The organism is [Actinomadura] parvosata subsp. kistnae, assembly GCF_900323885.1.
In the GTDB taxonomy this organism is placed as follows: domain Bacteria; phylum Actinomycetota; class Actinomycetes; order Streptosporangiales; family Streptosporangiaceae; genus Nonomuraea; species Nonomuraea composti.
Genome location: NZ_OOHJ01000018.1, coordinates 65,528 through 87,229, shown reverse-complemented (window position 1 = coordinate 87,229; position 21,702 = coordinate 65,528). Strand labels below are relative to the sequence as shown.

19 protein-coding genes are annotated in these 21,702 nt (G+C 72.3%); 8 read left to right on the top strand and 11 right to left on the bottom strand.

The features are described 5' to 3' along the window. Positions 1 to 19: 19 nt before the first annotated feature. Positions 20 to 220, top strand: coding sequence for an FmdB family zinc ribbon protein (locus KIS93_RS20650; RefSeq protein ID WP_080046105.1), 201 nt, complete (start codon positions 20 to 22; stop codon positions 218 to 220). Here KIS93_RS20650 and KIS93_RS20645 read toward each other — a convergent pair. The 3 genes from KIS93_RS20645 to ilvD all read right to left on the bottom strand — a co-directional run bounded on the left by KIS93_RS20645 (position 217) and on the right by ilvD (position 3,623). Further along, positions 217 to 1,080, bottom strand: coding sequence for a serine hydrolase (locus KIS93_RS20645; protein ID WP_080046106.1), 864 nt, complete (start codon positions 1,078 to 1,080; stop codon positions 217 to 219). The two genes, KIS93_RS20650 and KIS93_RS20645, sit on opposite strands and share 4 nt — an antisense overlap. A 71-nt stretch (positions 1,081 to 1,151) precedes the next feature. After that, positions 1,152 to 1,679 (bottom strand): WYL domain-containing protein, encoded by a 528-nt coding sequence (locus KIS93_RS20640; RefSeq protein WP_080046107.1) that lies wholly within the window; start codon positions 1,677 to 1,679, stop codon positions 1,152 to 1,154. 105 nt (positions 1,680 to 1,784) lie between these two features. Then, a complete protein-coding gene (gene ilvD / locus KIS93_RS20635) occupies positions 1,785 to 3,623 on the bottom strand; it encodes a dihydroxy-acid dehydratase (protein WP_080046108.1) in 1,839 nt (612 codons plus the stop codon). Between the two features lie 145 nt (positions 3,624 to 3,768). Here ilvD and KIS93_RS20630 point away from each other — a divergent pair, with 145 nt between their 5' ends. Further along, the gene (locus tag KIS93_RS20630) at positions 3,769 to 6,555 is read left to right on the top strand and encodes a type 1 periplasmic-binding domain-containing protein (RefSeq protein ID WP_155129352.1); all 2,787 of its coding nucleotides are present in this window, start codon (positions 3,769 to 3,771) and stop codon (positions 6,553 to 6,555) included. Between the two features lie 159 nt (positions 6,556 to 6,714). Here the strand turns inward: KIS93_RS20630 and KIS93_RS20625 are convergent, their stop codons facing one another. After that, entirely contained in the window at positions 6,715 to 7,542 is an 828-nt protein-coding gene (locus KIS93_RS20625; protein ID WP_080046110.1) for a nuclease-related domain-containing protein, read from the bottom strand. Positions 7,543 to 7,753: 211 nt separating this feature from the next. Between KIS93_RS20625 and KIS93_RS20620 the strand changes: the two genes are divergently transcribed. Beyond that, on the top strand, positions 7,754 to 8,044 hold the full coding sequence (locus KIS93_RS20620; protein WP_155129355.1) for a hypothetical protein: 291 nt from the start codon (positions 7,754 to 7,756) through the stop codon (positions 8,042 to 8,044). Between the two features lie 60 nt (positions 8,045 to 8,104). Further along, positions 8,105 to 8,467, top strand: coding sequence for a DUF5130 family protein (locus tag KIS93_RS20615; RefSeq protein ID WP_080046112.1), 363 nt, complete (start codon positions 8,105 to 8,107; stop codon positions 8,465 to 8,467). 654 nt (positions 8,468 to 9,121) lie between these two features. Here KIS93_RS20615 and KIS93_RS20610 read toward each other — a convergent pair. The 3 genes from KIS93_RS20610 to pepN form a co-directional block, all read right to left on the bottom strand. Further along, complete coding sequence (locus KIS93_RS20610) at positions 9,122 to 10,075, bottom strand: hypothetical protein (protein ID WP_080046113.1); 954 nt, start codon at positions 10,073 to 10,075, stop codon at positions 9,122 to 9,124. A 110-nt stretch (positions 10,076 to 10,185) separates the two neighbouring features. After that, positions 10,186 to 11,739 (bottom strand): serine/threonine-protein kinase, encoded by a 1,554-nt coding sequence (locus KIS93_RS20605; RefSeq protein WP_186404357.1) that lies wholly within the window; start codon positions 11,737 to 11,739, stop codon positions 10,186 to 10,188. 87 nt (positions 11,740 to 11,826) lie between these two features. Next, the gene (gene pepN / locus KIS93_RS20600) at positions 11,827 to 14,388 is read right to left on the bottom strand and encodes an aminopeptidase N (protein WP_080046114.1); all 2,562 of its coding nucleotides are present in this window, start codon (positions 14,386 to 14,388) and stop codon (positions 11,827 to 11,829) included. Positions 14,389 to 14,477: 89 nt separating this feature from the next. Here pepN and KIS93_RS20595 point away from each other — a divergent pair, with 89 nt between their 5' ends. Both KIS93_RS20595 and KIS93_RS20590 read left to right on the top strand, forming a co-directional pair. Further along, positions 14,478 to 15,095 (top strand): mycothiol-dependent nitroreductase Rv2466c family protein, encoded by a 618-nt coding sequence (locus KIS93_RS20595; RefSeq protein ID WP_080046115.1) that lies wholly within the window; start codon positions 14,478 to 14,480, stop codon positions 15,093 to 15,095. Positions 15,096 to 15,193: 98 nt separating this feature from the next. Continuing rightward, positions 15,194 to 16,597 (top strand): aldehyde dehydrogenase family protein, encoded by a 1,404-nt coding sequence (locus KIS93_RS20590; protein WP_080046116.1) that lies wholly within the window; start codon positions 15,194 to 15,196, stop codon positions 16,595 to 16,597. A gap of 56 nt (positions 16,598 to 16,653) precedes the next feature. On the opposite strand, the gene KIS93_RS20585 is transcribed toward KIS93_RS20590, so the two are convergent. Further along, positions 16,654 to 17,385: an SDR family oxidoreductase gene (locus tag KIS93_RS20585; RefSeq protein WP_080046117.1), complete on the bottom strand. Its 732-nt coding sequence runs from the start codon at positions 17,383 to 17,385 to the stop codon at positions 16,654 to 16,656. A gap of 9 nt (positions 17,386 to 17,394) precedes the next feature. Continuing rightward, the gene (gene def, locus KIS93_RS20580; RefSeq protein ID WP_080046118.1) at positions 17,395 to 17,880 is read right to left on the bottom strand and encodes a peptide deformylase; all 486 of its coding nucleotides are present in this window, start codon (positions 17,878 to 17,880) and stop codon (positions 17,395 to 17,397) included. A 95-nt stretch (positions 17,881 to 17,975) separates the two neighbouring features. Here def and KIS93_RS20575 point away from each other — a divergent pair, with 95 nt between their 5' ends. Next, positions 17,976 to 18,443, top strand: coding sequence for a ribose-5-phosphate isomerase (locus KIS93_RS20575; RefSeq protein WP_080046119.1), 468 nt, complete (start codon positions 17,976 to 17,978; stop codon positions 18,441 to 18,443). 551 nt (positions 18,444 to 18,994) lie between these two features. Here the strand turns inward: KIS93_RS20575 and KIS93_RS20570 are convergent. Continuing rightward, positions 18,995 to 19,141 (bottom strand): hypothetical protein, encoded by a 147-nt coding sequence (locus KIS93_RS20570; protein WP_155129358.1) that lies wholly within the window; start codon positions 19,139 to 19,141, stop codon positions 18,995 to 18,997. A 15-nt stretch (positions 19,142 to 19,156) separates the two neighbouring features. Next, positions 19,157 to 20,386, bottom strand: a complete 1,230-nt coding sequence (locus tag KIS93_RS20565; protein ID WP_080046120.1) for a GNAT family N-acetyltransferase — start codon at positions 20,384 to 20,386, stop codon at positions 19,157 to 19,159. Positions 20,387 to 20,504: 118 nt separating this feature from the next. Here KIS93_RS20565 and KIS93_RS20560 point away from each other — a divergent pair, with 118 nt between their 5' ends. After that, positions 20,505 to 21,620 (top strand): PP2C family protein-serine/threonine phosphatase, encoded by a 1,116-nt coding sequence (locus KIS93_RS20560; protein ID WP_080046121.1) that lies wholly within the window; start codon positions 20,505 to 20,507, stop codon positions 21,618 to 21,620. The last annotated feature ends 82 nt before the right edge of the window (positions 21,621 to 21,702 follow it).

The window sequence follows — 21,702 nt, the reverse complement described above, 5'->3', positions numbered from 1 at the left end:
GCGCGGCTAAAATGGGCCCATGCCGCGTTACGACTTCCGGTGCCGCGCCTGCGGCTCCACCTTCGAGGTGTCCCGCCCCATGTCGTCCTCCGACGCCCCGGCCACCTGCCCGGAAGGCCACGACGACACGGTGAAGCTGCTGTCCACGGTCGCCATGACGGGCGGCGCCGCCGCGCCCAAGGCGGCCGGCGGGTGCTGCGGCGGCGGCTGCTGCTCCTAGACCCCTCTGCGGAGCAGCGCCCTGACCGCGAGCCGGGCCATCCGCTCCACGGTCGCGACCCCGTCCGCCATGGTGGGGCTGCGCTCCGACAGCACGGCGATCAGCAGCTCGTGGCCGCGGACCACGAGCCGCCCCACGCTGTTGACCGTCCACAGCCCGCCGTGCGGCTCGGCGGGCAGCCATCCGTTCTTCAGCGCCACCTCACCCCGCGGGGCGGCGGCGCTGACGCCCCACGCCTGCTCCGGGCGTACCGACGACATGAGGCGCAGCGCGTAGCGGCGGCTGCGGGCGGGCAGCGGCCCGCCGGGGCCGGTGAGCCGCTCCAGCACCCTCACCTGGTCGGAAGGGCTGCTGCGGGTGTAGCCCCACGACTGCCCGGCGCCGGGCCGCGTGTGGCGCACGCCGGTCCGGCGCAACGCCCGGCCCAGGCCGTCCCGGCCGCCGATCGCCAGGTAGAGCTCGTGCGCGCAGTCGTTGTCGCTGTTCCTGATCATGCGTGAGATGAGCCCGCGTTCGTCCCCGCTCAGCCGCCGGCCGTGCGCGCCGAGCAGGAACGCCAGCAGGATGTCCACCTTCGCCACGCTGGCCAGCAGGAACGGGGCCCGCTCGCGGAAGGCGTAGCGGGCGCCGGTGGTGCGGTCGTGGACGGCCAGCGCCGCCCGTCCGGGACGTTCGCGCAGGTAGCGCCGCAGCGCGCGGTCGATGGCGCGCCGCTCGCCGGTCGGCAGCGCGCTCCTGGTCACGACGGCCGGCATCCGCATGGCGGGCGGAGCCGGGCGCGGCGCCCCGCCGGAGGGCGCCGCGCCGCCGGACGCGACCAGCAGCAGGACGGCGAAGAGCGAGAACTCCCGTACACGCATGTGCGGGAGCCTGCCAGCCGCCGCGCCAACGCCCGGAAGCCCGGCGGTCAAGCTGCGGCCAGTTTTGGGCTCTAGGCGGTCAGCCTGCGCTGACCGGCCCCGGCGGCGGGAACGGCCCGCCGCTTGCGCCGCTGGAACGGCAGGAACCGGTCGGCCAGGTGCGGCCGGGACGGGGTGAGGGTGGGCTCGACCGCGATGATTCGGTCGAACCTGAACGCCCTGATCGCCCTGCGCAGCTTGCACACGCCGACCAGGTACCAGTATTCGCGGTGCACCAGGCACGTCACCGGCTCGACGTCGCGCGAGGTGACCAGGCCCGAGGCGTCTCGGTAGTGCAGGCGGATCATGAGGCGGCTGGTGATGGCGTCGGCCATGAGCCGGGCGCGGGAGGCGACGTCGACGGGCAGCGGCTCGGTGAGGGTCGTGAGCGTGGTGGCGATGACGTCGTCGTCGAGGTCGAGGTGCTCGAATGCGTGCTGCAGGCCACGCCGGGCGGTGACGGCCTGGGGCCCCGCTCCGAGGTGGGCGAGGGAGAGGGCGAGTGCGGCGATCTCGGCGGTCGTCAGCGGGCGAGTATCGTGCTTCACGACTGTCGTCATACCCCAACAATACGGATGACGACCGACAATTTTCGAAAGTCTGTCCGGGAAGACAGGTGCCTGTGCGGCAGGCGAGAACCCACCCGCCCGCCGCACAGGGAGCGACTACCGCGAGAGCTGCGACAGGTCGCGCGAGGCGCCCGTCGAGGCGGAGGTCGTCATCGCCGCGTACGCCTGCAGCGCCACGCTCACCGGCCGGTTGCGGTCACGCGGCCGGTAACCGCCCAGGTCGGCCAGCAGCCGCTCGCGCCGCGCGGCCAGCTCGGCCTCGGGCACCCGCAGCTCCATCGACCGGTTGGGGATGTCGATGTCGATGATGTCGCCGTCCTCGACCAGCGCGATCGTGCCGCCCTCGGCCGCCTCGGGGGAGGCGTGGCCGATGGACAGCCCGGACGTGCCGCCGGAGAACCGCCCGTCGGTGACCAGCGCGCACACCTTGCCCAGGCCCTTGCCCTTGAGGAAGGACGTCGGGTAGAGCATCTCCTGCATGCCGGGGCCGCCCTTGGGGCCCTCGTAGCGGATGACGACCACGTCGCCGGCCTTGACCTTGCCGCCGAGGATGCCCTCGACCGCCTGCTCCTGCGACTCGAACACCACGGCCGGGCCGCTGAACGTCCAGATCGACTCGTCCACGCCGGCCGTCTTCACGACCGCGCCGTCACGCGAGATGTTGCCGTAGAGCACGGCCAGGCCGCCGTCGGCGGTGTAGGCGTGCTCGCGGTCGCGGATGCAGCCGTTCGCGCGGTCGAGGTCGAGGTCGTCCCAGCGGTTGTCCTGCGAGTACGCCTTGACCGTGCGCACGTTGCCGGGCGCGGCGTGCCACAGCTCCACGGCCTCCGGCCGGACCGTCGGCGACATGGCGTCCCACTGGGCCAGCAGGTCGCCCAGCGTGCCGCCGTTGACCGTGCTGACGTCGCGGTGCAGCAGCCCGGCGCGGTCGAGCTCGCCCAGGATGGCGGGGATGCCGCCGGCGCGGTGGACGTCCTCGATGTGGTACTTGGCGGTGGCGGGGGCCACCTTGCACAGGCACGGCACCCGCAGCGAGATCTCGTTGATCTCCTTGAGCCCGAAGTCGACCTGCGCCTCGCGGGCGGCGGCCAGGATGTGCAGGATCGTATTGGTGGAGCCGCCCATCGCGACGTCGAGCGTCATCGCGTTCTCGAACGCCTCGCGGGTGGCGATCGAGCGCGGCAGCACCGACTCGTCGCCGTCCTCGTAGTAGCGGCGGGTGATCTCGACGAGCTGGCGGCCGGCGTCCTCGAACAGCTGCTTGCGGGCCTTGTGCGTGGCCAGGATCGTGCCGTTGCCGGGCAGCGCCAGGCCGATGGCCTCGGCCAGGCAGTTCATCGAGTTGGCGGTGAACATGCCCGAGCAGGAGCCGCAGGTGGGGCAGGCGTTCTCCTCCATCTCCAGCAGCTCGGCGTCGGAGACGGAGTCGTCGGCGGAGGCGATCATCGGGTCGATCAGGTCGAGCTTCTTGCCCGGCGTCTTGCCGGCCTCCATGGGGCCGCCCGAGACGAAGATCGTCGGGATGTTCAGCCGGAACGCGGCCAGCAGCATGCCCGGCGTGATCTTGTCGCAGTTGGACACGCAGATCAGCGCGTCGGCGCAGTGGGCGTTGACCATGTACTCGACGGCGTCGGCGATCAGCTCGCGCGACGGCAGCGAGTAGAGCATGCCGCCGTGGCCCATCGCGATGCCGTCGTCGACCGCGATCGTGTTGAACTCGCGGGGGATGGCCCCCGCCTCCCTGATCGCCGCCGAGACCACGTCGCCGACCTCGCGCAGATGCACGTGCCCGGGGACGAACTGGGTGAAGCTGTTGGCCACCGCGATGATGGGCTTGCCGAAGTCGCTCCCGGCTACGCCGGTCGCCCGGAGCAGGGCCCGGGCACCGGCCATGTTCCTGCCGTGGGTGACTGTACGTGACCTGAGGGCGGGCATTGGGCATCTCCCATCGTTGGCGAGTCTTCACATGTTACGGCCACCGCCCGGTAAATGAGACGCCTGTCCACGCATCGGACGGTTGGTTACCGGATCGTGGCGGAATCGCGGCCGATGACGCCCGGACTCGTGTTACAGAGATCAGATGAGTCACGGGGCAGCCATGCTGGACGACCCCGCAAGGGTCGGCAACTTCATTCATACGATAGACCGCTTATGCCGTAGACCTGCCAAGGGTGAGGGCGTACAGGACTCGCCGCACGTCGCCAGGCGGCCGCTGCTGACCGGGTGGCGGGAGGGGGCCGAGGCCAGGCAGCACACGGATCGCAGGGGGATCCCGCTGGTCCGGCTCAGCTCGGCCGGCGACTGGCCGCGGGTGCTGGCCCCCGGCGGCGGTGCCGCTACGGGTGGGGCCGCCGGGGGCGCGCCCACCAGGGGCGGGGCCGCGCGGAGTGGGGCCGCCCGGGGTGGGGCCGCCCGAGGTGGGGCCGTCGCGCATGTCATCTCGCCCGACATCCCGCGCGCCCACCCCGACATCCAGCCCGGCGAGCCGGTGCCGAAGATCCTCGCCCGCATCGTAGCCGAGCTGCGCAGCAACCGGCTCCGCTTCCCCCGCTACCGGCTGGCCGCGCTGCTGATCGAGCAGCTCGCCGAGACCCACGGCAGGGAGGAGCACGCCCGCCGCGTCCTGCGCGAGGCCGACCGCAACTGGGGCTGGGGCGTGGACACGGCCGGCACCGGCGCCGAGCACGTGCCGTTCCCGCTCAACCTGCTGCTGCGGCTGGTGCCCGGCTTCCTGCACGACCTGCGGCTGAGCGGGCGCGTGCCGGGCCTCGGCGGCCGGTTCCGCTGGCTGCGGCGGGCCCTGTCGCAGGACGACCGCCGCGCGCCCGGCGTGCCCGCCCTGCTGGCCGGCCTCGACCCGGCCGACGAGAAGCGGGCCGCGCGGCTGCTGCTGCGCGCGTTCATGGACGACCTCACCCGGCAGTACCGGCGCTCGCCCGCCCACGTCCGCGGCGCCGCCCACGTCTTCTACCCGCTCCTGCTGCTCAACGAGCACGGCGGCGAGCTGGTCGAGCTGATGACCGAACGGCGGGCGGACCTCGACCGGTTCGACCCCGTCGTCGTGGTCTCCTACACGCCGGACGCCGTCGAGGTCGCCGACGACGAGGAGCCCCTGTGGACGCTCATCCGCTGGCGCAGGGAGCTCGTCACCGCCGACGACGCCGCCGCCTGGCACCAGGTGCTGCGCACCCCGCTGGCCATCAGCGCGCCGCCGCTCCCGCCCGACCTGTCCCGCTACGACGTCGCCGACCGCACCTGGGTGCCGCCCGCCCGCGTGGCGCCGTGGTGGTCGTCCTGGATCGCCATCACGCTGTTCTGGATGGCCCTGGCGGGCGCCGCCGGCGCGTACGCGGGCCAGACCGCCGCCTGGCACCGCAGCGCCTGCGCCACCGGCCTGTGGACGCCATGGACGGAGAGCGGCAGGCAGCTCGCCGGCACCGAGTGCGTGGGCGTGGCCGAGCCCGACTACCTGTTCGCCCCGGGCAACGCCGAGATGCGGCAGGTCCAGACGGTGCTCCAGCAGGAGAACGAGCGGGCCGCGCGCCTGCACGAGGGCAGCGACCGGCCGTACGTGACGATCGTCTACCTCGCCGCGCTGACCTCCTCCGACAACGACACGCTCGCCGCCGCCCGCGAGGGCCTCGCCGGCGTGGCCATCGCCCAGAAGCGGCAGAACCGCTCCGCCGGCCCCAGCGAGCCGCTGGTCCGCATCCTGCTCGCCAACGCCGGCGGGCGCATGCAGCACGGCGCCGGCATCGCCCGGCTGCTGCGGCGCTACCAGGACGGCGAGGCGCCCATCGTCGGCGTCGTCGGCCTCGACCAGAGCCGCCAGGAGACCGTCGCCGCCATCCAGGAGCTGGGCAAGGCCGGGCTGCCCATGGTGGCCTCCACGCTGTCGGCCGACCGGCTCGTCGGCGAGTCGCCGTTCTACTTCCAGGTGGCGCCGCAGAACTCCCGGCAGGCGTGGATGGCCGCCGCCTTCGCCGACTCGCTGGCCGGCAAGGGCCAGGTGACCCGCCGGGCCCGCGTCTACTACTCCCACGACGAGACCGACTACTACGCCTCCAACCTCAAGTCCCGCGTCGTCGCCCGCCTCAAGGAGCGCCGCTTCGCCGTCGAGGCGCACCGCTTCACGCCCATCGGCGCCGCCAAGCCGGGCGCCGCCGACCGCAGCGAGGACCCGTACGCGGGCGACCCGCGCGACGCCGGCGTCTCGGCCTGCGGCTTCGGCGGGCTCGTGTACTTCGCCGGCCGCGGCATCCCCGACTTCGCCGAGTTCGTGAAGGGGGTGGCCGACAAGTGCGCGTCCGCACCGCCCGTCATCCTCGGCGGCGACGACGTCACCCGGTACGTCGCGGACGTCCGCGTCCGGTCGGCCGTCGGCGGCATCGGGTACTACTACGAGTCGTTCGCCGCGGCGCCCAGCAAGTGCGGCCAGCCGCAGCGGCACGACTTCTACGCCGAGTTGTTCGCCACGTTCCCCTTCGAGTGCCAGGAGCCCGGCCCCGGCCGCACCCTCGACGGGCACGCCGCGCTGTCGTACGACGCCACCGAGACCATGATCACGGCGATTCGCCGGCTCGGCGGCCTGCGGCACCGCGTGCCGGTGAACTCCTACACCGTCTGGCGCCAGCTCGGCACCCTCTACACGCCCGACACCAGCGGCCACGCCATCGAGGGCGCCACCGGCGCGCTCGACTTCGGCACCGGCTCACCTCGGCAGTACCCCGTGGACAAGGCCGTGCTGATCCTGCGCGCCAAGGGCGCCGAACGCCCCACCCACGTCGGGGCCTGCGGCAACATCACCGGCGCCACCGACGAGGAGCTCTTCCCCTGGTGCGACTCCATCCCGGAGCCCTACCGCTAGCCCCCTGGGAAATGAGCCGGCCGCCCGCCTCGACGCCTTCGGTACGAGGCCGGCGGCCCGCGGGCCCACCGCAGCGGACGACGATGGCAGGGGAAGGGAAGGAGCGGCCACCGAGGTCAGGGACGGGGACCCCGTCAGTGAATCAGGAGGGTCGGAGGGTCAGTCTTCGCCGTAACGCGCGGGCAGCACCTGCGCCGCGATGTCGTAGATGCGGTCGATCTCGGCCGTCGTCAGCGCCCGCTCCCGCTTGGTGATCCACTTGCGGGCCCGATCGCCCTGGTAGACGTCCACGCCGCGGATGTTCATCACCTTCCACGGCACCGGCGGGCCGTAGATCGCCAGCGACGGCACCACCGCGATCTCGCGGCCGAACGACTTGCTGATCAGCTCGCTCGCCTGCGACGCCTCCCACTTCGCCTCGGTGAGGCGGGGCTTCATGTCGAACGGGCCGTGGAACAGCTTCTTGCCCATCTGCACCCGGACAGGCAACCGGCGGTCCCACTTCTCGGAGTCGACCGCGTACACGCCCGTCGGGCCCACCACGAGGTGGTCGATCTGGGCCTCGCTGCCCGGGATCGCCCTGGCGTGCAGCGTGCGGTAGCCGCTGCGCTCAAGCCTGCGCAGCTGCGCCTCGGTGCGCCGCTCCGCCACCGACGTCCGGCGCCACGCGGGCACGGACGAGTTGGAGCGCGCGCGATAGACCGCCTCGAGCACGGCCGCGATCACACCCGCGGTCACGCCCACCCGCCAGTCCTGTACGAGGAAGCCCACCGCCAGCCCGGCGACCACCGCCACGATCGCACGATTGCGCAACCGGCGGAAACGGGGCTCTTGCAGCAGGCTACGCACGGACGCGCGCTCGATCGGCGCGTACGTGGAGGTGGGCGCCGAAGGCTTCGCGGCGGCGGTCTGCTCACTTTCTGGTCGGTCGCTCACCCAGATCGGTGACGCGTTGTGACCGTCTTCTCGCTGGTTGTCGGAGTCCACGTAACTCACCGTAGCCCGGGGATTCGATCGATTCCTAGTGTTGCCGCGTCCATAGTTTTATGGCCCAGCTCATCGTGTTCCACGCCTGTTTTCGGGGTATGTCTAATGTTCTTCTCTAGAGATGCCCGCTCGTAAAAGATCTTAACCCGGTCACGGCACGACACCCACGACGGGTCTGGCCGAGGCCGCTGACGAGGTTTACGGTCTTGTTGTGAAAAGCGCGGCGGAGATTCTGCTCTTTCTCATCGGTGTGTCCATGGGCCTGTTCGTGCTGATCACCCTGCTCGTCATGATGCCGGGGCGCGGGGCGCAACGGCGCATCGACGCGGGCCCCGTGTGGCTGGGCGGGCCCTCCAGGAGCGAGCGCGGGGTGAGCACGTCCGGCCTCGTACTGGCCGACAGAGTGGCGCACTGGGCCGAGGTGCCCGAGCACGACTGGGTCGCCGCGGCCGAGACGGCCGAGCCGGGCCGGCACGTCGGCGGCGCCTCGGCGGGATGGTGAGGTGGCCATGACTCGGCGGGATGGTGAGGTGGCCATGAGCCGGCGGATGGTGAGGTGGCCATGAAAGGGCTGACCACCGCCCAGGGAGACGACGTCCGCAAGGCCCTGCACACCGCCGAGCGGCGCACCGGCCTGCGGTTCGGCGTCTTCCTCGGCGACCCCGTGGGCGGGCGCCGGCACTTCGCCGAACGCCTGCACGCCGCCCTCGGCGAGGAGGCCGACGACGCCGTCGTGGTGTTCGTGGACCCGCGCGGGCGGGCGCTGGAGATCGTCACGGGCGAGAACGCGCGCAGACGGCTGAGCGACAGCGCGTGCCGGCTGACGGCCATGTCGATGGCCACCGCCTTCAGCGTGGGCGACCTCATCGGCGGCCTCCTGTACGGCATCGGCGCCCTCGCCGAACAAGCCACCGCCCGCCGCTGACCCCACCCACGACGCCCGCCACCGGCCCCCGCGCGCCGCAACGCGCCCGCTCGCGCCGAGCTGCGCCCGCTCGCCCCCTGCGCGCCGCGCCCGCCCAGGCGCGCTCGTGCCGTGCGCCTGGCGTGTTGTGACGCGACTGCCCTGGCCCGCGTGCGAGGGGGCGCGTCGGCTCGGGCCGGTCGCACCGTGACGTGCCCGGCCGGGCCTGCTCGTGCCTCTACGCGCCGTGATGCGCCTGCCGGGGCCCACTCCCGCCGCCATGCGCCCGCCCGCAGCCCCCGTGTGACGGGACGCACCCGGCCAGGCACCTCCCGTGTTCCGGCGTGCCGCAATGCACCTGCTCCCGCCCCTGCGCGCCGCAGTGCGCCCGGCCGCACCCGTGTGACGGGACGCTGCCTGCCCGCAGGTGGTTCGGCCGTGATGCGCCCGCTCGCACCCGCCCAGGCGTGATCGTGCGGTGCCCCTGGCGCGTTGTGACGCGACCTGACCGGCCTCGCACGCCGCTGTGCCCAGCGCACCCCAATGCCTCCCCGCAGCCCCTGCGGGCCGCGACGTGCCCGACCAGGCTCGCGGGCGCGGTGCCTAGGTGCGCCGCGATGCGCCTGCCCGCAGCCCTCGTGTGACGCGGGGCGCGCTTCTCCCGGAGGCTCGGGCTCAGGGCTGGCGTTCGAGCAAGGTGACGATGTGCTCGCTGACCCCGGTCAGGAGGGTCGAGGGCTCGATGGGCGTGTCGGCGATGGCTGAGAAGAGGGAGGGCAGGCCGGGCAGCGGGAAGCCGTCGTTCTTCAGTGCCGATGTGCCGATCGGGTTCTTGTCGAGGACGGCGCGGCTGCGTTCCCAGGCGTCGAGCACCTCCTCGGGCGACGGCACCCCGAACCCGTGCCCCACCGGCGCCGCGTGGCGCAGCCGTACGAGGGGGGTTTCGGCGAAGGCCAGCGCCGTGCGGGCCCGTGACTGGAGGTCGGCGCGCGGCTCGGGCGCGATCCAGTCCATGGCGGTGCAGGGGTTGCGGCAGGTGGCGACGCAGACGCCCAGGGCGCCGGCCACCTGGCTGTGCTGGCGGTCGAAGTAGGCGCGCCAGCCCTCGGCGGGCTCGGCGGAGACGCGGAGGGTCCGGTTGGTGGCGGACTGCTCGGACTTGGTGTGGTCGCACTCGCGGTCGCCGATCACGCCGAACCTGCTGCCGGCCGCGCTCAGCCCCGCCGGCCACCGCGCGGGGTCGCCGGCGTGGCCGAGCTGTGGCTCGAAGGCCAGCAGCGGCAGGTATTCGCTGGCGATGTGCACGGCGGCGATCATGGGGCTCAGCTCGCGCCGGTGCCACCGTACGGCGATGACCTCCAGCAGCAGCCCGTACGCGGGACGCAGCGACTCCAGCGCTCCCCGTGGCTGCTCGCGCGGGGTCTGCGGCATGTGGCAGGCCCTGGCGCGCCGCCGCAGGTCGGCGGGCACCACCCGGGCCTCTGCGGCGAAGTCCTCGGCGTCGAGCGAGAGCAGCCGGTGGCCGAACTCGCACACCTCCGCGATCTCCGGGTCGGGCGCGAGCGCTCCGAGGTCGGCGAAGGCGTGCCGGCGGGCGAGGGCGACGAGCAGGTCACGAGTCGAGTCCACGCGATGACTTTCTCACGATCAGCGAGCGATTACGGACATGGCACCCATGGGTGTCGCCTCCGGACGGACCGCACAAGGGCGGGACCTGTCGCGGGCGAGGGCGGGCATCGTCATGGGCAGGGGGCGCGGATGCACTGGATGTCGCCGGGCTCGCTGCTGATCGTGGGCTCGGACGTCGGCTCCTCGGGGCCCGGCCCCGGTGACGTCGGCTCTTCGGTGGGCGGCTCGGGCTCGGACGTGGTGGGCGTCGCGGACGGGCTCTCGGTGGGAGACGGGCTGGAGGTGGGCGCCGTCGGGCTGGGGGAGGCGGGCGGCTGCGTCGCCTGCGTCGGCCGCGAGGTAGGCTCGCGCTTCGGCGGCTGCGTCGGGTGCCTCCTGCCGCCGGTGGCGGACGGTGTGGTCGGTACGACGTCCGCCGGGACGTTCACGCTGATCGGGGGAGCGGGCGTCTCCTCGCGCGCCGCGGGCTGGACCGGCTGCAGCCAGACGAACCCGGCCACGGCCGCCGACACGAGCACCGCGGCCGAGATGGTGACCGCCGCGCGCACCGTGCGCCGCCGCCGCCCGGACGGAGCGGGACCGAGCGTGCTGCCGGGCGTGGTGCCGGGCAGCGTGGTGCCGCTCGTGGTGCCGCTCGTGGTGCCGTTCGTGCTGGCTGCCGCGCCGGACGAGGCCCCATGGGAGCCGGGCGTTGCGGCAGTGGAGGCGCCGGCGATCTCGTGCGGGCCGCTCGCTGAAGGCGGGCCGGGCGTACCGAAGCCGCCGGGAGAGCCGGATCGCCCGGCCAGGTCGCCCAGAGCGGTGGGCGCGCCGGCCTCGCCGAGGGAGACGGGCGCGTCGGGGGCGGCGAGTGCCGCGCGGGCGGCCTCCGCCATTTGCGGCGCCGTCAGCCACCGGCCCTCGGGCGCCTTCTCCAGCGCCCGCTCCACCACCTGCCGCACCCCGAGGGGCACGTCGTCGGGCAGCGGCGGGACGGGCGCGTTGAGGTGCTTGAAGATGATCTGGATGGGGGTGTCGCCCTGGAACGGCAGGTGCCCGGCGAGGCATTCGTAGGCGACGACGCCGAGCGCGTACACGTCGACGGCGGGCGTGACGGCGTTGGAGGTGGCCATCTCGGGCGCGCAGTAGCCGGCCGAGCAGAGCATCGTGCCGGTGGCGGTGAGCTGGCCGGCGGAGGCGGAGTGGGCGATGCCGAAGTCGGTGAGCACCACGCCGCCGCCGGGCCTGACCATGAGGTTGGCGGGTTTGACGTCGCGGTGCACGATGCCCTGGGCGTGCGCGGCGGCCAGCGCGTCGGCGACCTCGGCGACCAGCCGCAGGGTGGCGGTGACGCCGAGCGGGCCGCGCCGCAGCACGCGGTCGAGGGATTCGCCCTGGATGTGCTCCATGACGAGGAAGCTGACGCGGCGCCCGCCGACGTCGCTGACGCCGTAGTCGTAGACGTCGACCACGCCGGGGTGGGTGAGGGTGGCCATGGCCCTGGCTTCGTTCTGGAAGCGCTGGGTGAAGGTGGGGTCTTCGCTGAGCGCGGGCATGAGCACCTTGACCGCCACCGTACGCCCGAGGACGGTGTCGTCGGCACGCCACACCTCGCCCATGCCCCCGCCACCGATGCGGGCGCCGAGCACGTAGCGGTCGTTGAGGGCGGACCCCGGGCCTAGCACGTTTCGAGGCTAACACCGCGTCCTGGATGCCCACGTCAAGTCGGTGCGGTCGGCCCCCGCCGAAGAGGCGGGGGCCGGCCGGACGGGTCACGCGGAGGCGGCGTCCTTCTCCCTGTTGCGCAGGGCGCGGCGGACGCCGTCGGCGCCTTCGAGGATGAGCCGGCGCAGCGCCTGGGGCGGCTGCGCGGTCGACAGGAAGTCGTGCGCCGCCTGCACGGTGGCGGGCTCGATGAGCAGCGACGGGAAGCATCCGACGGCGAACGTGGACGCCTGGTCGAACGTCCACTCCTGGTAGATGCGCCCGACCTCGGCGAAGTACTTGTCCCGGTACGGGGCGAGCAGCTCGGAGTGGTGCGGGTCCTGGAAGCCGCCGATCGTGGCGCGGGCGATGTGGTTGGCCAGCTCGCCGCCGACGATCTGGGCCCAGGCGGTCTCCTTGGCCTCGGCCGTCGGGATCGAGGCCCGGCACTCGGCGGCCGAGCGCTCACCCTTCGCCGTAGGGTCCCGCTCCAGCTCGGCCTGGATGTCGGCCTCGCCGAGCCGGCCGCCGGAGACGAGCGCGCGGACGAGCGTCCAGCGCAGGTCGGCGTCGACGGTCACGCCGTCGGGCACGGACGTGCCGTCGAGGATGCCCTCCAGCAGCGCCAGCTCCTCCTCCGAGGTGGCCGCGGCCGCGTACGCCTGGAGGAAGGACAGCTGCTGGTCGGAGCCGGGCGCGGCGGCGCCGAGCAGCGCGCGCAGCTCCGTGGCCAGCAGGGACAGGCCCTCGGCCCGCCAGGCGGGGTCGGCGTACTGCTGGACGGCCAGGCGCGCCTGCCGCAGCACGGCCTGGAGGACCGTGATGTCGGTGATGGTGGCGGCGCCGGAGACGACGAGCTTGACGTAGTCGCGGGTGGACATCTCGCCGTCGCGGGTCATGTCCCAGGCCGCGGCCCAGCACAGGGCGCGCGGCAGGGACTCGGTGAACGCGGTGATGCCGCCGTCGACCAGCGTCCGCAGCGAGCGGGCGTCGAGGCGGATCTTGGCGTACGTCAGGTCGTCGTCGTTGAGCAGCACCAGGTCGGGCTGCTCCTCGCCGATGAGCTGGGTGACGCTCGTGCGCGCGCCGACGACGTCCAGCTCGACCCGCTTGGTACGGGTGAGCTCGCCGCCGGCCAGCGAGTAGAGGCCGATCGCGATCCGGTGGGAGCGCAGCGTGGGATGCTCGACCGGCGCTTCCTGGACGACGTCGAAGCTGGTGAACCGGCCCCCCGACACCTCGAACTCGGGGCGCAGCGTGTTGACCCAGGAGGTCTCCAGCCACTCCTTCGACCAGGAGGACAGGTCGCGGCCCGAGGTCCGCTCCAGCGCGCCCAGCAGGTCTTCGAGCTCGGTGTTGCCCCAGGCGTGCTCGGCGAAGTAGTCGCGCACGCCGGCCAGGAAGTTGTCGAGGCCGACGTAGGCCACGAGCTGCTTGAGCACCGCGGCGCCCTTGGCGTACGTGATGCCGTCGAAGTTGACCTCGACCGCCTGCATGTCGGGGATGTCGGCGGCGATGGGGTGGGTGGAGGGGAGCTGGTCCTGGCGGTAGGCCCAGGACTTCTCGACGTTCGCGAACGTGGTCCAGGCCTTGGTCCAGCGGGTGGACTCGGCCTGGGCGAGGACGGACATGTAGGTGGCGAACGACTCGTTCAGCCACAGGTCGTCCCACCAGCGCATGGTGACGAGGTCGCCGAACCACATGTGCGCCATCTCGTGCAGGATCGTCTCGGCGCGCCGCTCGACGACGGCGTCGGTGACGCGGGAGCGGAAGACGTAGTCCTCCAGGAACGTCACGCAGCCCGCGTTCTCCATCGCGCCGGCGTTGAACTCGGGCACGAAGAGCTGGTCGTACTTGCCGAACGGGTAGCGCACGCCGAACACGCGGTGGAAGAAGTCGAAGCCCTGCCGGGTGACCTCGAGGATGTTGTCGGCGTCGAGGTGCTCGGCCAGCGAGGAGCGGCAGTAGATGCCGAGCGGGATGCCGTCGTGCTCGGATGTCACCTTGTGGTAATGACCTGCTACCAGCGCGGTGATGTAAGTGGAGATGACCGGGGTGGGTGCGAACTGCCACCGCTTGGCCGCCTGCACGGTGCCGTGCTTGCCGGCCTGCTCGGGCAGGTCCTCCACGCCGGTGGGGGCGGAGTTGGAGACGACCTCCCAGTCGGCCGGGGCCAGCACGGTGAGCTGGAAGGTGGCCTTGAGGTCGGGCTGGTCGAAGCACGCGTACATGCGGTGCGCGTCGGCGGTCTCGAACTGGCTGTGCAGGTAGACCTTCTGGTCCACGGGGTCGACGAAGCGGTGCAGGCCCTCGCCGGTGCGCATGTAGGTGCAGTCGGCGTCGACGACGAGCTCGTTGGACGCGGCGAGCGAGGGGAGCGGGAAGCGTCCCTTGTCGGCGTCGTAGGCGGAGACGTCGAGGTCGGCGCCGTTGAGCGTGACCTTGCGGACGTTGGCTCCGTGCAGGTCGATGAAGGTGGACGCCCCGGGCGTGGTGCTGGTGAAGCGGACCGTGGTGACGCTCTCGAAGCGCTCCTCTCCCTCCGTCAGGTCGAGTGCGACCTCGTACGACTCGACCTTCAACAGCCGGGCGCGTTCACGAGCCTCGTCCCGGGTCAGGTTGCCTGCCAAGTTGCGCTCCTTTTCACCACTTCGTCGGGGTTGTCCGTATCCTGCCATGCCGGGAATAGGACCCGAACCACCTCAGGTTACGGGCAGACATGACTGAGAAGATTCCCGTGGACCTGTGGTTCGACCCCTCGTGTCCGTTCGCGTGGGTGACCTCGCGCTGGCTCCTGGAGGTGGAGAAGGTCCGCCCCATCGAGCCGCGCTGGCGCATGATGTCCCTCTACTTCCTCAACCAGGAGAAGGACGTCCCCGCCGACTACCTCGAGCGCGCCGCCAGGGCCATGGGGTCCATCAGGACGGTCGCCGCGGCCGCCGCCAAGCACGGCGAGCAGGTCATCGGCCCCCTCTACACCGGCCTCGGCACCCGCCTGCACAACCAGGGCATCAAGGACCCCGAGCGCCTGCGCGAGGTCATCGAGGGCGCCCTGGAGGACGCCGGGCTCGAGCCGAGCCTGGCCGACGCCATGCACTCCGACGAGTACGACGACGTCATCCGCGCCTCCCACGACGAGGGCATCGGCCTGGTCGGCCAGGAGGTCGGCACCCCGATCATCCGCGTCGGCGAGAACGCCTTCTTCGGCCCCGTCATCACCAAGATCCTGCGCGGCGAGGACGCGGGCAAACTGTGGGACGGCGTGCTCATGGTCACCCAGTACGACGACTTCTTCGAGCTGAAGCGCACCCGTACCAAGCGTCCCCAGTTCGACTGATACGCCGGAGTAATAAAGCTGGTGGCGGTGGAAAGGGCTTATCCCCGGCTCAGGATGAGCCCTCGCCTTGTGACCCGGGTCACTGTCAGGATGGGCCTATGCGTCAGCTGTACATCAGCGGCTCCTGGACCGCTTCGGCATCCGACGACTCCATCGACGTCGTCAACCCGGCCACCGAAGAGATCATCGACCGGGTGCCCGCGGGCTCTCCCGACGATGTCGAAGCGGCCGCGGCAGCAGCCAGAAAAGCCTTCCCCGCCTGGTCGGAGACGGCCGCCTCCGAACGCGGCAAACTCCTCGCGCACGCGGCCGACCTGCTGAAACAGCGCTCCGACGAGATAGCCAAGACGATCGCCACCGACATGGGCGCGCCGCTCGGCTTCGCACTCAGGGTGCAGACGCTCATGCCGGCCGGCGTCCTCGCCTCCTACGCCCGGCTCGCCGAGAGCCACCCGCGCGAGTCGCGCGTCGGCAACTCCCTGGTCGTCAAGGAGCCCATCGGCGTCGTCGCCGCGATCACCCCGTGGAACTATCCGCTGCACCAGATCGTGTGCAAGGTCGCCCCCGCGCTGGCCGCCGGGTGCACCGTCGTGCTCAAGCCGAGTGAGGTGGCGCCGCTGGCCGCGTACGCGCTGGCCGAGATCTTCGACGAGGTGGGCCTGCCGCCGGGCGTGTTCAACCTGGTCAGCGGGCGCGGCCCGGTCGTCGGCGAGGCCATGGCGGCCCACCCCGAGATCGACATGGTCTCCTTCACCGGCTCCACCGCCGCCGGCCGCCGGGTGGCCGCGCTGGCCGCCGAGTCCGTCAAGCGGGTCGCGCTGGAGCTCGGCGGCAAGTCCGCCAACGTCATCCTGCCCGGCGCCGACCTGCCCCTGGCCGTCAAGGTCGGGGTGGCCAACTGCTTCGTCAACGCCGGCCAGACCTGCTCGGCGTGGAGCCGCATGATCGTCCAGCGTGACCAGTACGACGAGGCCGTGCACCTGGCCGTCGAGGCCGCGCGCGGCTACCGCGTCGGCGACCCCTTCGACGAGTCCACCAAGATCGGCCCCCTGGTGTCGGCGACCCAGCGCGACCGCGTGATCCGCTACGTCAACCGGGGGCAGGAGGAGGGCGCCCGGCTGGTGGCGGGCGGCACCGAGCGGCCGCACGAGCGCGGCTACTACGTCGAGCCCACCGTGTTCGCGGCCGTGGAGCCGGGGATGACGATCGAGCAGGAGGAGATCTTCGGGCCGGTGCTCGCGCTGATCCCGTACACGACCGAGGACAACGCGGTCGAGATCGCCAACGACACCAAGTACGGCCTGGCCGGCGCCGTCTGGGCGGCCACCGAGGAGCACGCGGTCGCGGTCGCCAGGCGGCTGCGCACCGGCCAGGTGTCGATCAACGGCGGCCGGTTCAACCCGATGGCGCCCTTCGGCGGCTACAAGCAGTCGGGAGTGGGCCGCGAGCTGGGCGAGCACGGCCTGGAGGAATACCTCGAGGTCAAGTCGCTGCAGCTCTGACGCCACCGGGCCCGGAGGCGGACGCCGGCAGGGCCTTCAGGCCGGCACCACCGGGCTCACAGCAGCAGGCCGCCGGTGGCCAGGACATTCTGGCCGGTGACCCACCGCCCGTCGGGCCCGGCGAGGAACGCGACCACCGCCGCGATGTCGTCGGGCCTGCCCAGGCGCTGCAACGCCGTCATCGCCGGCGTGCTCTCCAGCGCCTCGGGCGGGTTGGCGCCCCGCAGCATGTCGGTGTCGGTGGCGCCCGACGAGACGACGTTGACCGTGATGCCGCGCGGCCCCAGCTCCCGCGCCGCCACCTTGGCGAACTGCTCCATCGCGCCCTTGCTGCCGCAGTAGAGCGCCAGCGTCGGCGCCGGCACCTGCGTGTTGAGCGACGAGACGTTGACGATGCGCCCGCCGTCGCGCATCACCCGCGACGCCCACTGGATCGCCAGGAACACCGCCCGCGTGTTCACCGCGAACACCCGCTCGTAGTCGTCGTCGGTGATGTCCGTGATGAGCTTCTGCGCCTCGGCGGTGGCGGCGTTGTTGACCAGGATGTCGACCCCGGGCAGCCGCGCCTCCGCCTCGGCGAACAGCCGCTCCAGGTCTTCCTTCCTCCCGAGATCGGCCCGCACGGCGTGCGCGCCCGTCTCCTTCGCCACCTGCTCGGCGGCCTCGTCGGAGCTCTGGTAGCAGAAGACGACCTGCGCGCCGTCTGCGGCCAGCCGCTCCACAATGGCCTTCCCGATGCCCCGGGAGCCGCCGGTGACCACTGCGCCCTTTCCGGAAAGTACGCTCATGCCGCCAAGCTATGCCTTCAACATGATCTCGCGGGCCTCGTTTCGCGGCAGGCGATCGACGTACAGCTTGCCGTCCAGATGCTCGGTCTCGTGCTGGAAACAACGCGCCAGCGAGCCGCGCGCCTTCACCCGCACCGGACGCTGCAGCCGGTCCACGCCCTCGACCGTCACGCCCGCCGCGCGGGCCACCGTCGCGTAGATCGGCTGACGGGTACGCCGGTCGGGCACCGACAGGCAGCCCTCCTCGTCGAGCACGTCCTCCGGGTCGTCCACCGTCAGCAGCGGGTTGATCACGTGACCCTTGCGGCCCGCGATGTCGTAGACGAACAGCCGGCGCGACACGCCGATCTGCGGGCCCGCGAGGCCGACGCCGTTGACCGCGTACATGGCCTGGAACATCTCCTCGATCAGCCGGCGCAGCTCCCGATCGAAGTCCGTCACGGGCTCGGCGGGCGTGCGCAGGACGGGATCGCCGATGACGCGGATCTCTCGCATGGCTCTCTGCTTTCGCGATGTAAGGACTGGGTTGCGGTACGGGCCCTTACTCTAGCGGGCGAGCCTGATCGGCGGGGCTGTGGAAGACTGGGCGGGTGCGTGTCTACATCGGTGCCGACCATGCCGGCTATGAGCTCAAGAACCACCTGGTGTCCTGGCTGAAGGACCACGGGCACGAGGTGACCGACTGCGGTCCCTTCGTCTACGACGCCGAGGACGACTATCCCGCGTTCGTCCTGCGCGCCGCCGAAGGCGTCGCCGGCGACCCCGGCAGCCTCGGCGTGGTCATCGGCGGATCCGGCAACGGCGAGCAGATCGCCGCCAACAAGGTCCGCGGCATCCGCTCGGCCCTGGCCTGGAGCGAGGAGACGGCCCGGCTGGCCCGCGAGCACAACAACGCCAACGTCGTCAGCGTGGGTGCCCGCATGCACTCGCTCGACGAGGCGACCCGGTTCGTCGAGGTCTTCCTGGGCACGTCGTTCTCGGGCAGCGAGCGGCACAGCCGGCGGATCGCCCAGCTCACCACGTACGAGACGATCGGCCAACTCCCCTCCCTGCCCTAACCTCCGCCCTATGGGGCCGCGGCCCTTCTTGGGCGCCGCGCTCGGGTCGTGGCGCGGCGACTCGCGCCTTCGCGGGCCCTCCCACCGGAGGCGCCCGCCAAGGCGCCACCCCACCGTCCGCCCCGAGGCATCGCCGCGCCCGTGCCCGTGCGGCGCCTGCACCCGCTTCCTGGCGCGCCTCTCCCGCCGCAAGGGGTTGCGGTCCTTTTAGGGGAGAGGAGGGGGCGATGCTCGCGCCGTGCGGTGCCGCGCCGTGCGGTGCCGCGCCGTGCGGTGCCGCGCCGTGCGGTGCCGCGTCTGCGTCCTGAGTGCGCTGCGCTCGTGCTGGCGGTCGTGGCGCTTGCGCTCGCTTCCTGGTGCGCGCCTCTCCCGCCGCAAGGGGTTGCGGTCCTTTTGGGGGAGAGGAGGGGGCGACGCTCGCGCCGTGCTCGCGCCGCGCCGTGCTCGCGCCGCGCCGTGCTCGCGCCGCGCCGTGCTCGCGCCGCGCCGTGCTCGCGCCCGTGCGGCAACGGGCCGTGCGTGTGCGCGGGGCGGTGCACGCGCGGGCGAGGTCAGGTTTTGCGTTTGGAGTCGCGCCTGGGCGTTTCGTCGCGCAGGGGCCGCCGGTCGGCGGCCTCCTGCTGCTCCTTCGACGGGCGCGACACATCGCGGGCGCGCATGGCGACGACCGCCGTGATCTGCAAGCTCTGCAGCGCCATACCGTCGAGCCTACGTCAGAAGGTCAGCCCCGCCCACGGCTTGGGGCTCCAGGACAGGGCGGTGGCGAGGCGGTGGACGGCGCCGGCGGAGTGCTCGCGCAGGAGCCCCGCCTCGAACTGCTCGCCGAGCATGCCGTCGCCCAGGTACGCCGATCCGAGCGCGGCCACCGGCAGCGTGATGTCCGGCTCCTCGTCGACCGGCTTGCACTCGGCCCCGGTCAGGTCCGCGGTGAGGCGCCAGCGGCGGGCGTTCCACGGGCAGACGTCGTCCTCGACCTCGATGACCACGTCCACGGGCGCCGCGTACGCGCGTTCGGCGAGCGCCCGGTCGACCTCGACGAGGCGTACCCACAGCTCGTCCGCCCAGCGGGCGCGGAGCTGGCGGGTGTCCGCGAGCAGCGCGATGAGCGGGTCGTCCACGGGCCTGCCGTACGTCTCGACCTTGGAGACCAGGTCGCGGTCGAGGACGCTGCGCCAGAGGAGGGCGTAGGCGGCCGGGTCGGCGGCCTCCAGCTCCTGCAGTTTCAACGTCCCGTTGGGGATGCCCGCTTCGTCCCAGGACGACTTGATGCGGAACAGGGCGTAGCCGCGCACGCCGTGGTCGTCCTCGGCCACGATGGAGCGCATCGGTCCGTTGCCGCGCTGGTCGTGCTCCTCGTCGGCGAGCACGGAGTCCCAGAACTCGGGCCTGCGCTCGTAGCGGCCGGGGCGCCGGGTGACGACGGCGGCGAACAGCTTCTCCAGGTCACCGCGCACCTCGGCGGGGACGACGACCCTGAGCCGGAGCGAGGGGTCCTGCGGCGCGCCGGGGGCGAACGCGGAGCGGTGCTTGTCGATGGTGAAGGACAGCTCGGAGGCCGCCCTGCCGTACCCGTACCGGCCGTAGATGAGGGATTCCGAGGCGTAGAGGGCGGCGACGGACTCGCCGCGCTCGCGGATGTCGTTGAGCTGCCGGCGCATGAGGGACGACAGCACGCCGCGCCGGCGGTGGGAGGCCAGCACGCTGACGGCGGTCACGCCCGCGACGGGGAGCTGCCTGCCGGGGACCGTCATGGTGAGGCTGAAGACGGCGGTGACTCCGGCGATGGTGTCGCCGTCGAAGGCGGCGAGGGTGCGGTCGAACTCGGTCTGTGCCTTGTACCGCTCGGCCTGCTGGGGGTGGGGCGTCCAGCCGAACGCCTCTTCGTTCACCCTGGCGAAGGCGGTCCACTCGGACTCGTCAATCGGGCGGATGGGATACGTCATTCGTCCACGGTAGGAGCGGGCAAAGGGGGACGGCCACCCAATATACGGCCTTAATGATCAAGGCGTTGGTCAAGTGGGCTGCCCAAACACGGGTCAGACCGATACAGTCAGGCGCATCATGAGTTCCCGTCCGGCGCCGCTGATCCCGCCACGGGTCCGCGCCGCCCTGGTGCGGGTGCCGGGTCTGGTGCCTGTCGTGCGGTTCGTCCGGCAGGTGCTGCTGGCGCGCGACCGCAACCTGCTCATCACGCTGATCGTGGTGGCGCTGGTCATCGGGTTCCTCGCCGCCGAGGTCTCGAACGAGTGGTTCTCGCCGTCCCTGCTCATCCTGGTCACTCTGATCGGCGGGCTCCAGCTCCGGCTGGCCAGCCTGGTCAAGCTGCTCGTGGGGGTCGGGGCGGCACTCGGGTACGTCGCCGCGCACCTCGGCGCGGGCCGGGTGGGGCTCGGGCTGACCGTGACCATCGTGTTCACCGCCGTGCTCGCCGTGCTCATGGCCCGCACGAGGGGCAAGCTGGGCGTGCAGGGGTTGCGTGGTGACGCCATGCTGCTGGAGCTGCGCGACCGGCTCAGGAGCCAGGGCGAGCTGCCCGCGCTGCCGAAGGACTGGGGCGGCAAGGTGGTGCTCAAGCAGGCGGGCGGCTCGTCGTTCGGCGGCGACTTCCTGGTCTCGATGCGCGACGGCGACTCCGTCGAGATCGCCCTGGTCGACGTGTCGGGCAAGGGCGTCGACGCGGGCACGCGGGCGCTGCTGCTGTCGGGCACGTTCGGCGGGCTGCTGGGCTCGGTCGACGACTTCCTGCCCGCGTGCAACGCCTACCTGCACCGGCAGCGGGGCGACGAGGGGTTCGTGACGGCGGTGCACGTGCGCCTCGACCTGGCCACGGGCGACTACACGATCACCTCGGCGGGGCATCCGCCGGTGGTGAAGTTCGACGCGGGCACGGGCAACTGGCAGGTCGCCTCGGCCAAGGGCGTGGTGCTGGGCGTGGTGCCCGACCTGCACTGCGAGCCTGACAGCGGCACCCTGCGCAAGGGCGACGCGCTGCTGCTCTACACCGACGGGCTGATCGAGCAGCCGGGGCGCGACATCGACGCCGGCCTCGACCGGCTGCTGGGCGAGGCGGAGCGGCTGCTGCCCTCCGGCTTCCGCGACGGCGCCAGGGCGCTGGTCAACGCCATGGCGTCCGGCCACAACGACGACTGCGCGCTGGTCCTCATCTGGCGCCCGTGACCCCCGCGCCCGTTCCCTACGCACACCCGTGACGTTTCACATGGGCCGGTCGTGATGGCGGTCACTGGCAGCGGGCTCGGCG

Excerpts from the sequence above, each read along its gene's own strand:
- KIS93_RS20650 (WP_080046105.1), top strand. The coding sequence starts at position 20 with ATGCCGCGTTACGACTTCCGGTGCCGCGCCTGCGGCTCCACCTTCGAG.
- KIS93_RS20645 (WP_080046106.1), bottom strand. The coding sequence starts at position 1,080 with ATGCGTGTACGGGAGTTCTCGCTCTTCGCCGTCCTGCTGCTGGTCGCG.
- KIS93_RS20640 (WP_080046107.1), bottom strand. The coding sequence starts at position 1,679 with ATGACGACAGTCGTGAAGCACGATACTCGCCCGCTGACGACCGCCGAG.
- ilvD (WP_080046108.1), bottom strand. The coding sequence starts at position 3,623 with ATGCCCGCCCTCAGGTCACGTACAGTCACCCACGGCAGGAACATGGCC.
- KIS93_RS20630 (WP_155129352.1), top strand. The coding sequence starts at position 3,769 with ATGAGTCACGGGGCAGCCATGCTGGACGACCCCGCAAGGGTCGGCAAC.
- KIS93_RS20615 (WP_080046112.1), top strand. The coding sequence starts at position 8,105 with ATGAAAGGGCTGACCACCGCCCAGGGAGACGACGTCCGCAAGGCCCTG.
- KIS93_RS20595 (WP_080046115.1), top strand. The coding sequence starts at position 14,478 with ATGACTGAGAAGATTCCCGTGGACCTGTGGTTCGACCCCTCGTGTCCG.
- KIS93_RS20590 (WP_080046116.1), top strand. The coding sequence starts at position 15,194 with ATGCGTCAGCTGTACATCAGCGGCTCCTGGACCGCTTCGGCATCCGAC.
- KIS93_RS20585 (WP_080046117.1), bottom strand. The coding sequence starts at position 17,385 with ATGAGCGTACTTTCCGGAAAGGGCGCAGTGGTCACCGGCGGCTCCCGG.
- def (WP_080046118.1), bottom strand. The coding sequence starts at position 17,880 with ATGCGAGAGATCCGCGTCATCGGCGATCCCGTCCTGCGCACGCCCGCC.
- KIS93_RS20570 (WP_155129358.1), bottom strand. The coding sequence starts at position 19,141 with ATGGCGCTGCAGAGCTTGCAGATCACGGCGGTCGTCGCCATGCGCGCC.
- KIS93_RS20565 (WP_080046120.1), bottom strand. The coding sequence starts at position 20,386 with ATGACGTATCCCATCCGCCCGATTGACGAGTCCGAGTGGACCGCCTTC.
- KIS93_RS20560 (WP_080046121.1), top strand. The coding sequence starts at position 20,505 with ATGAGTTCCCGTCCGGCGCCGCTGATCCCGCCACGGGTCCGCGCCGCC.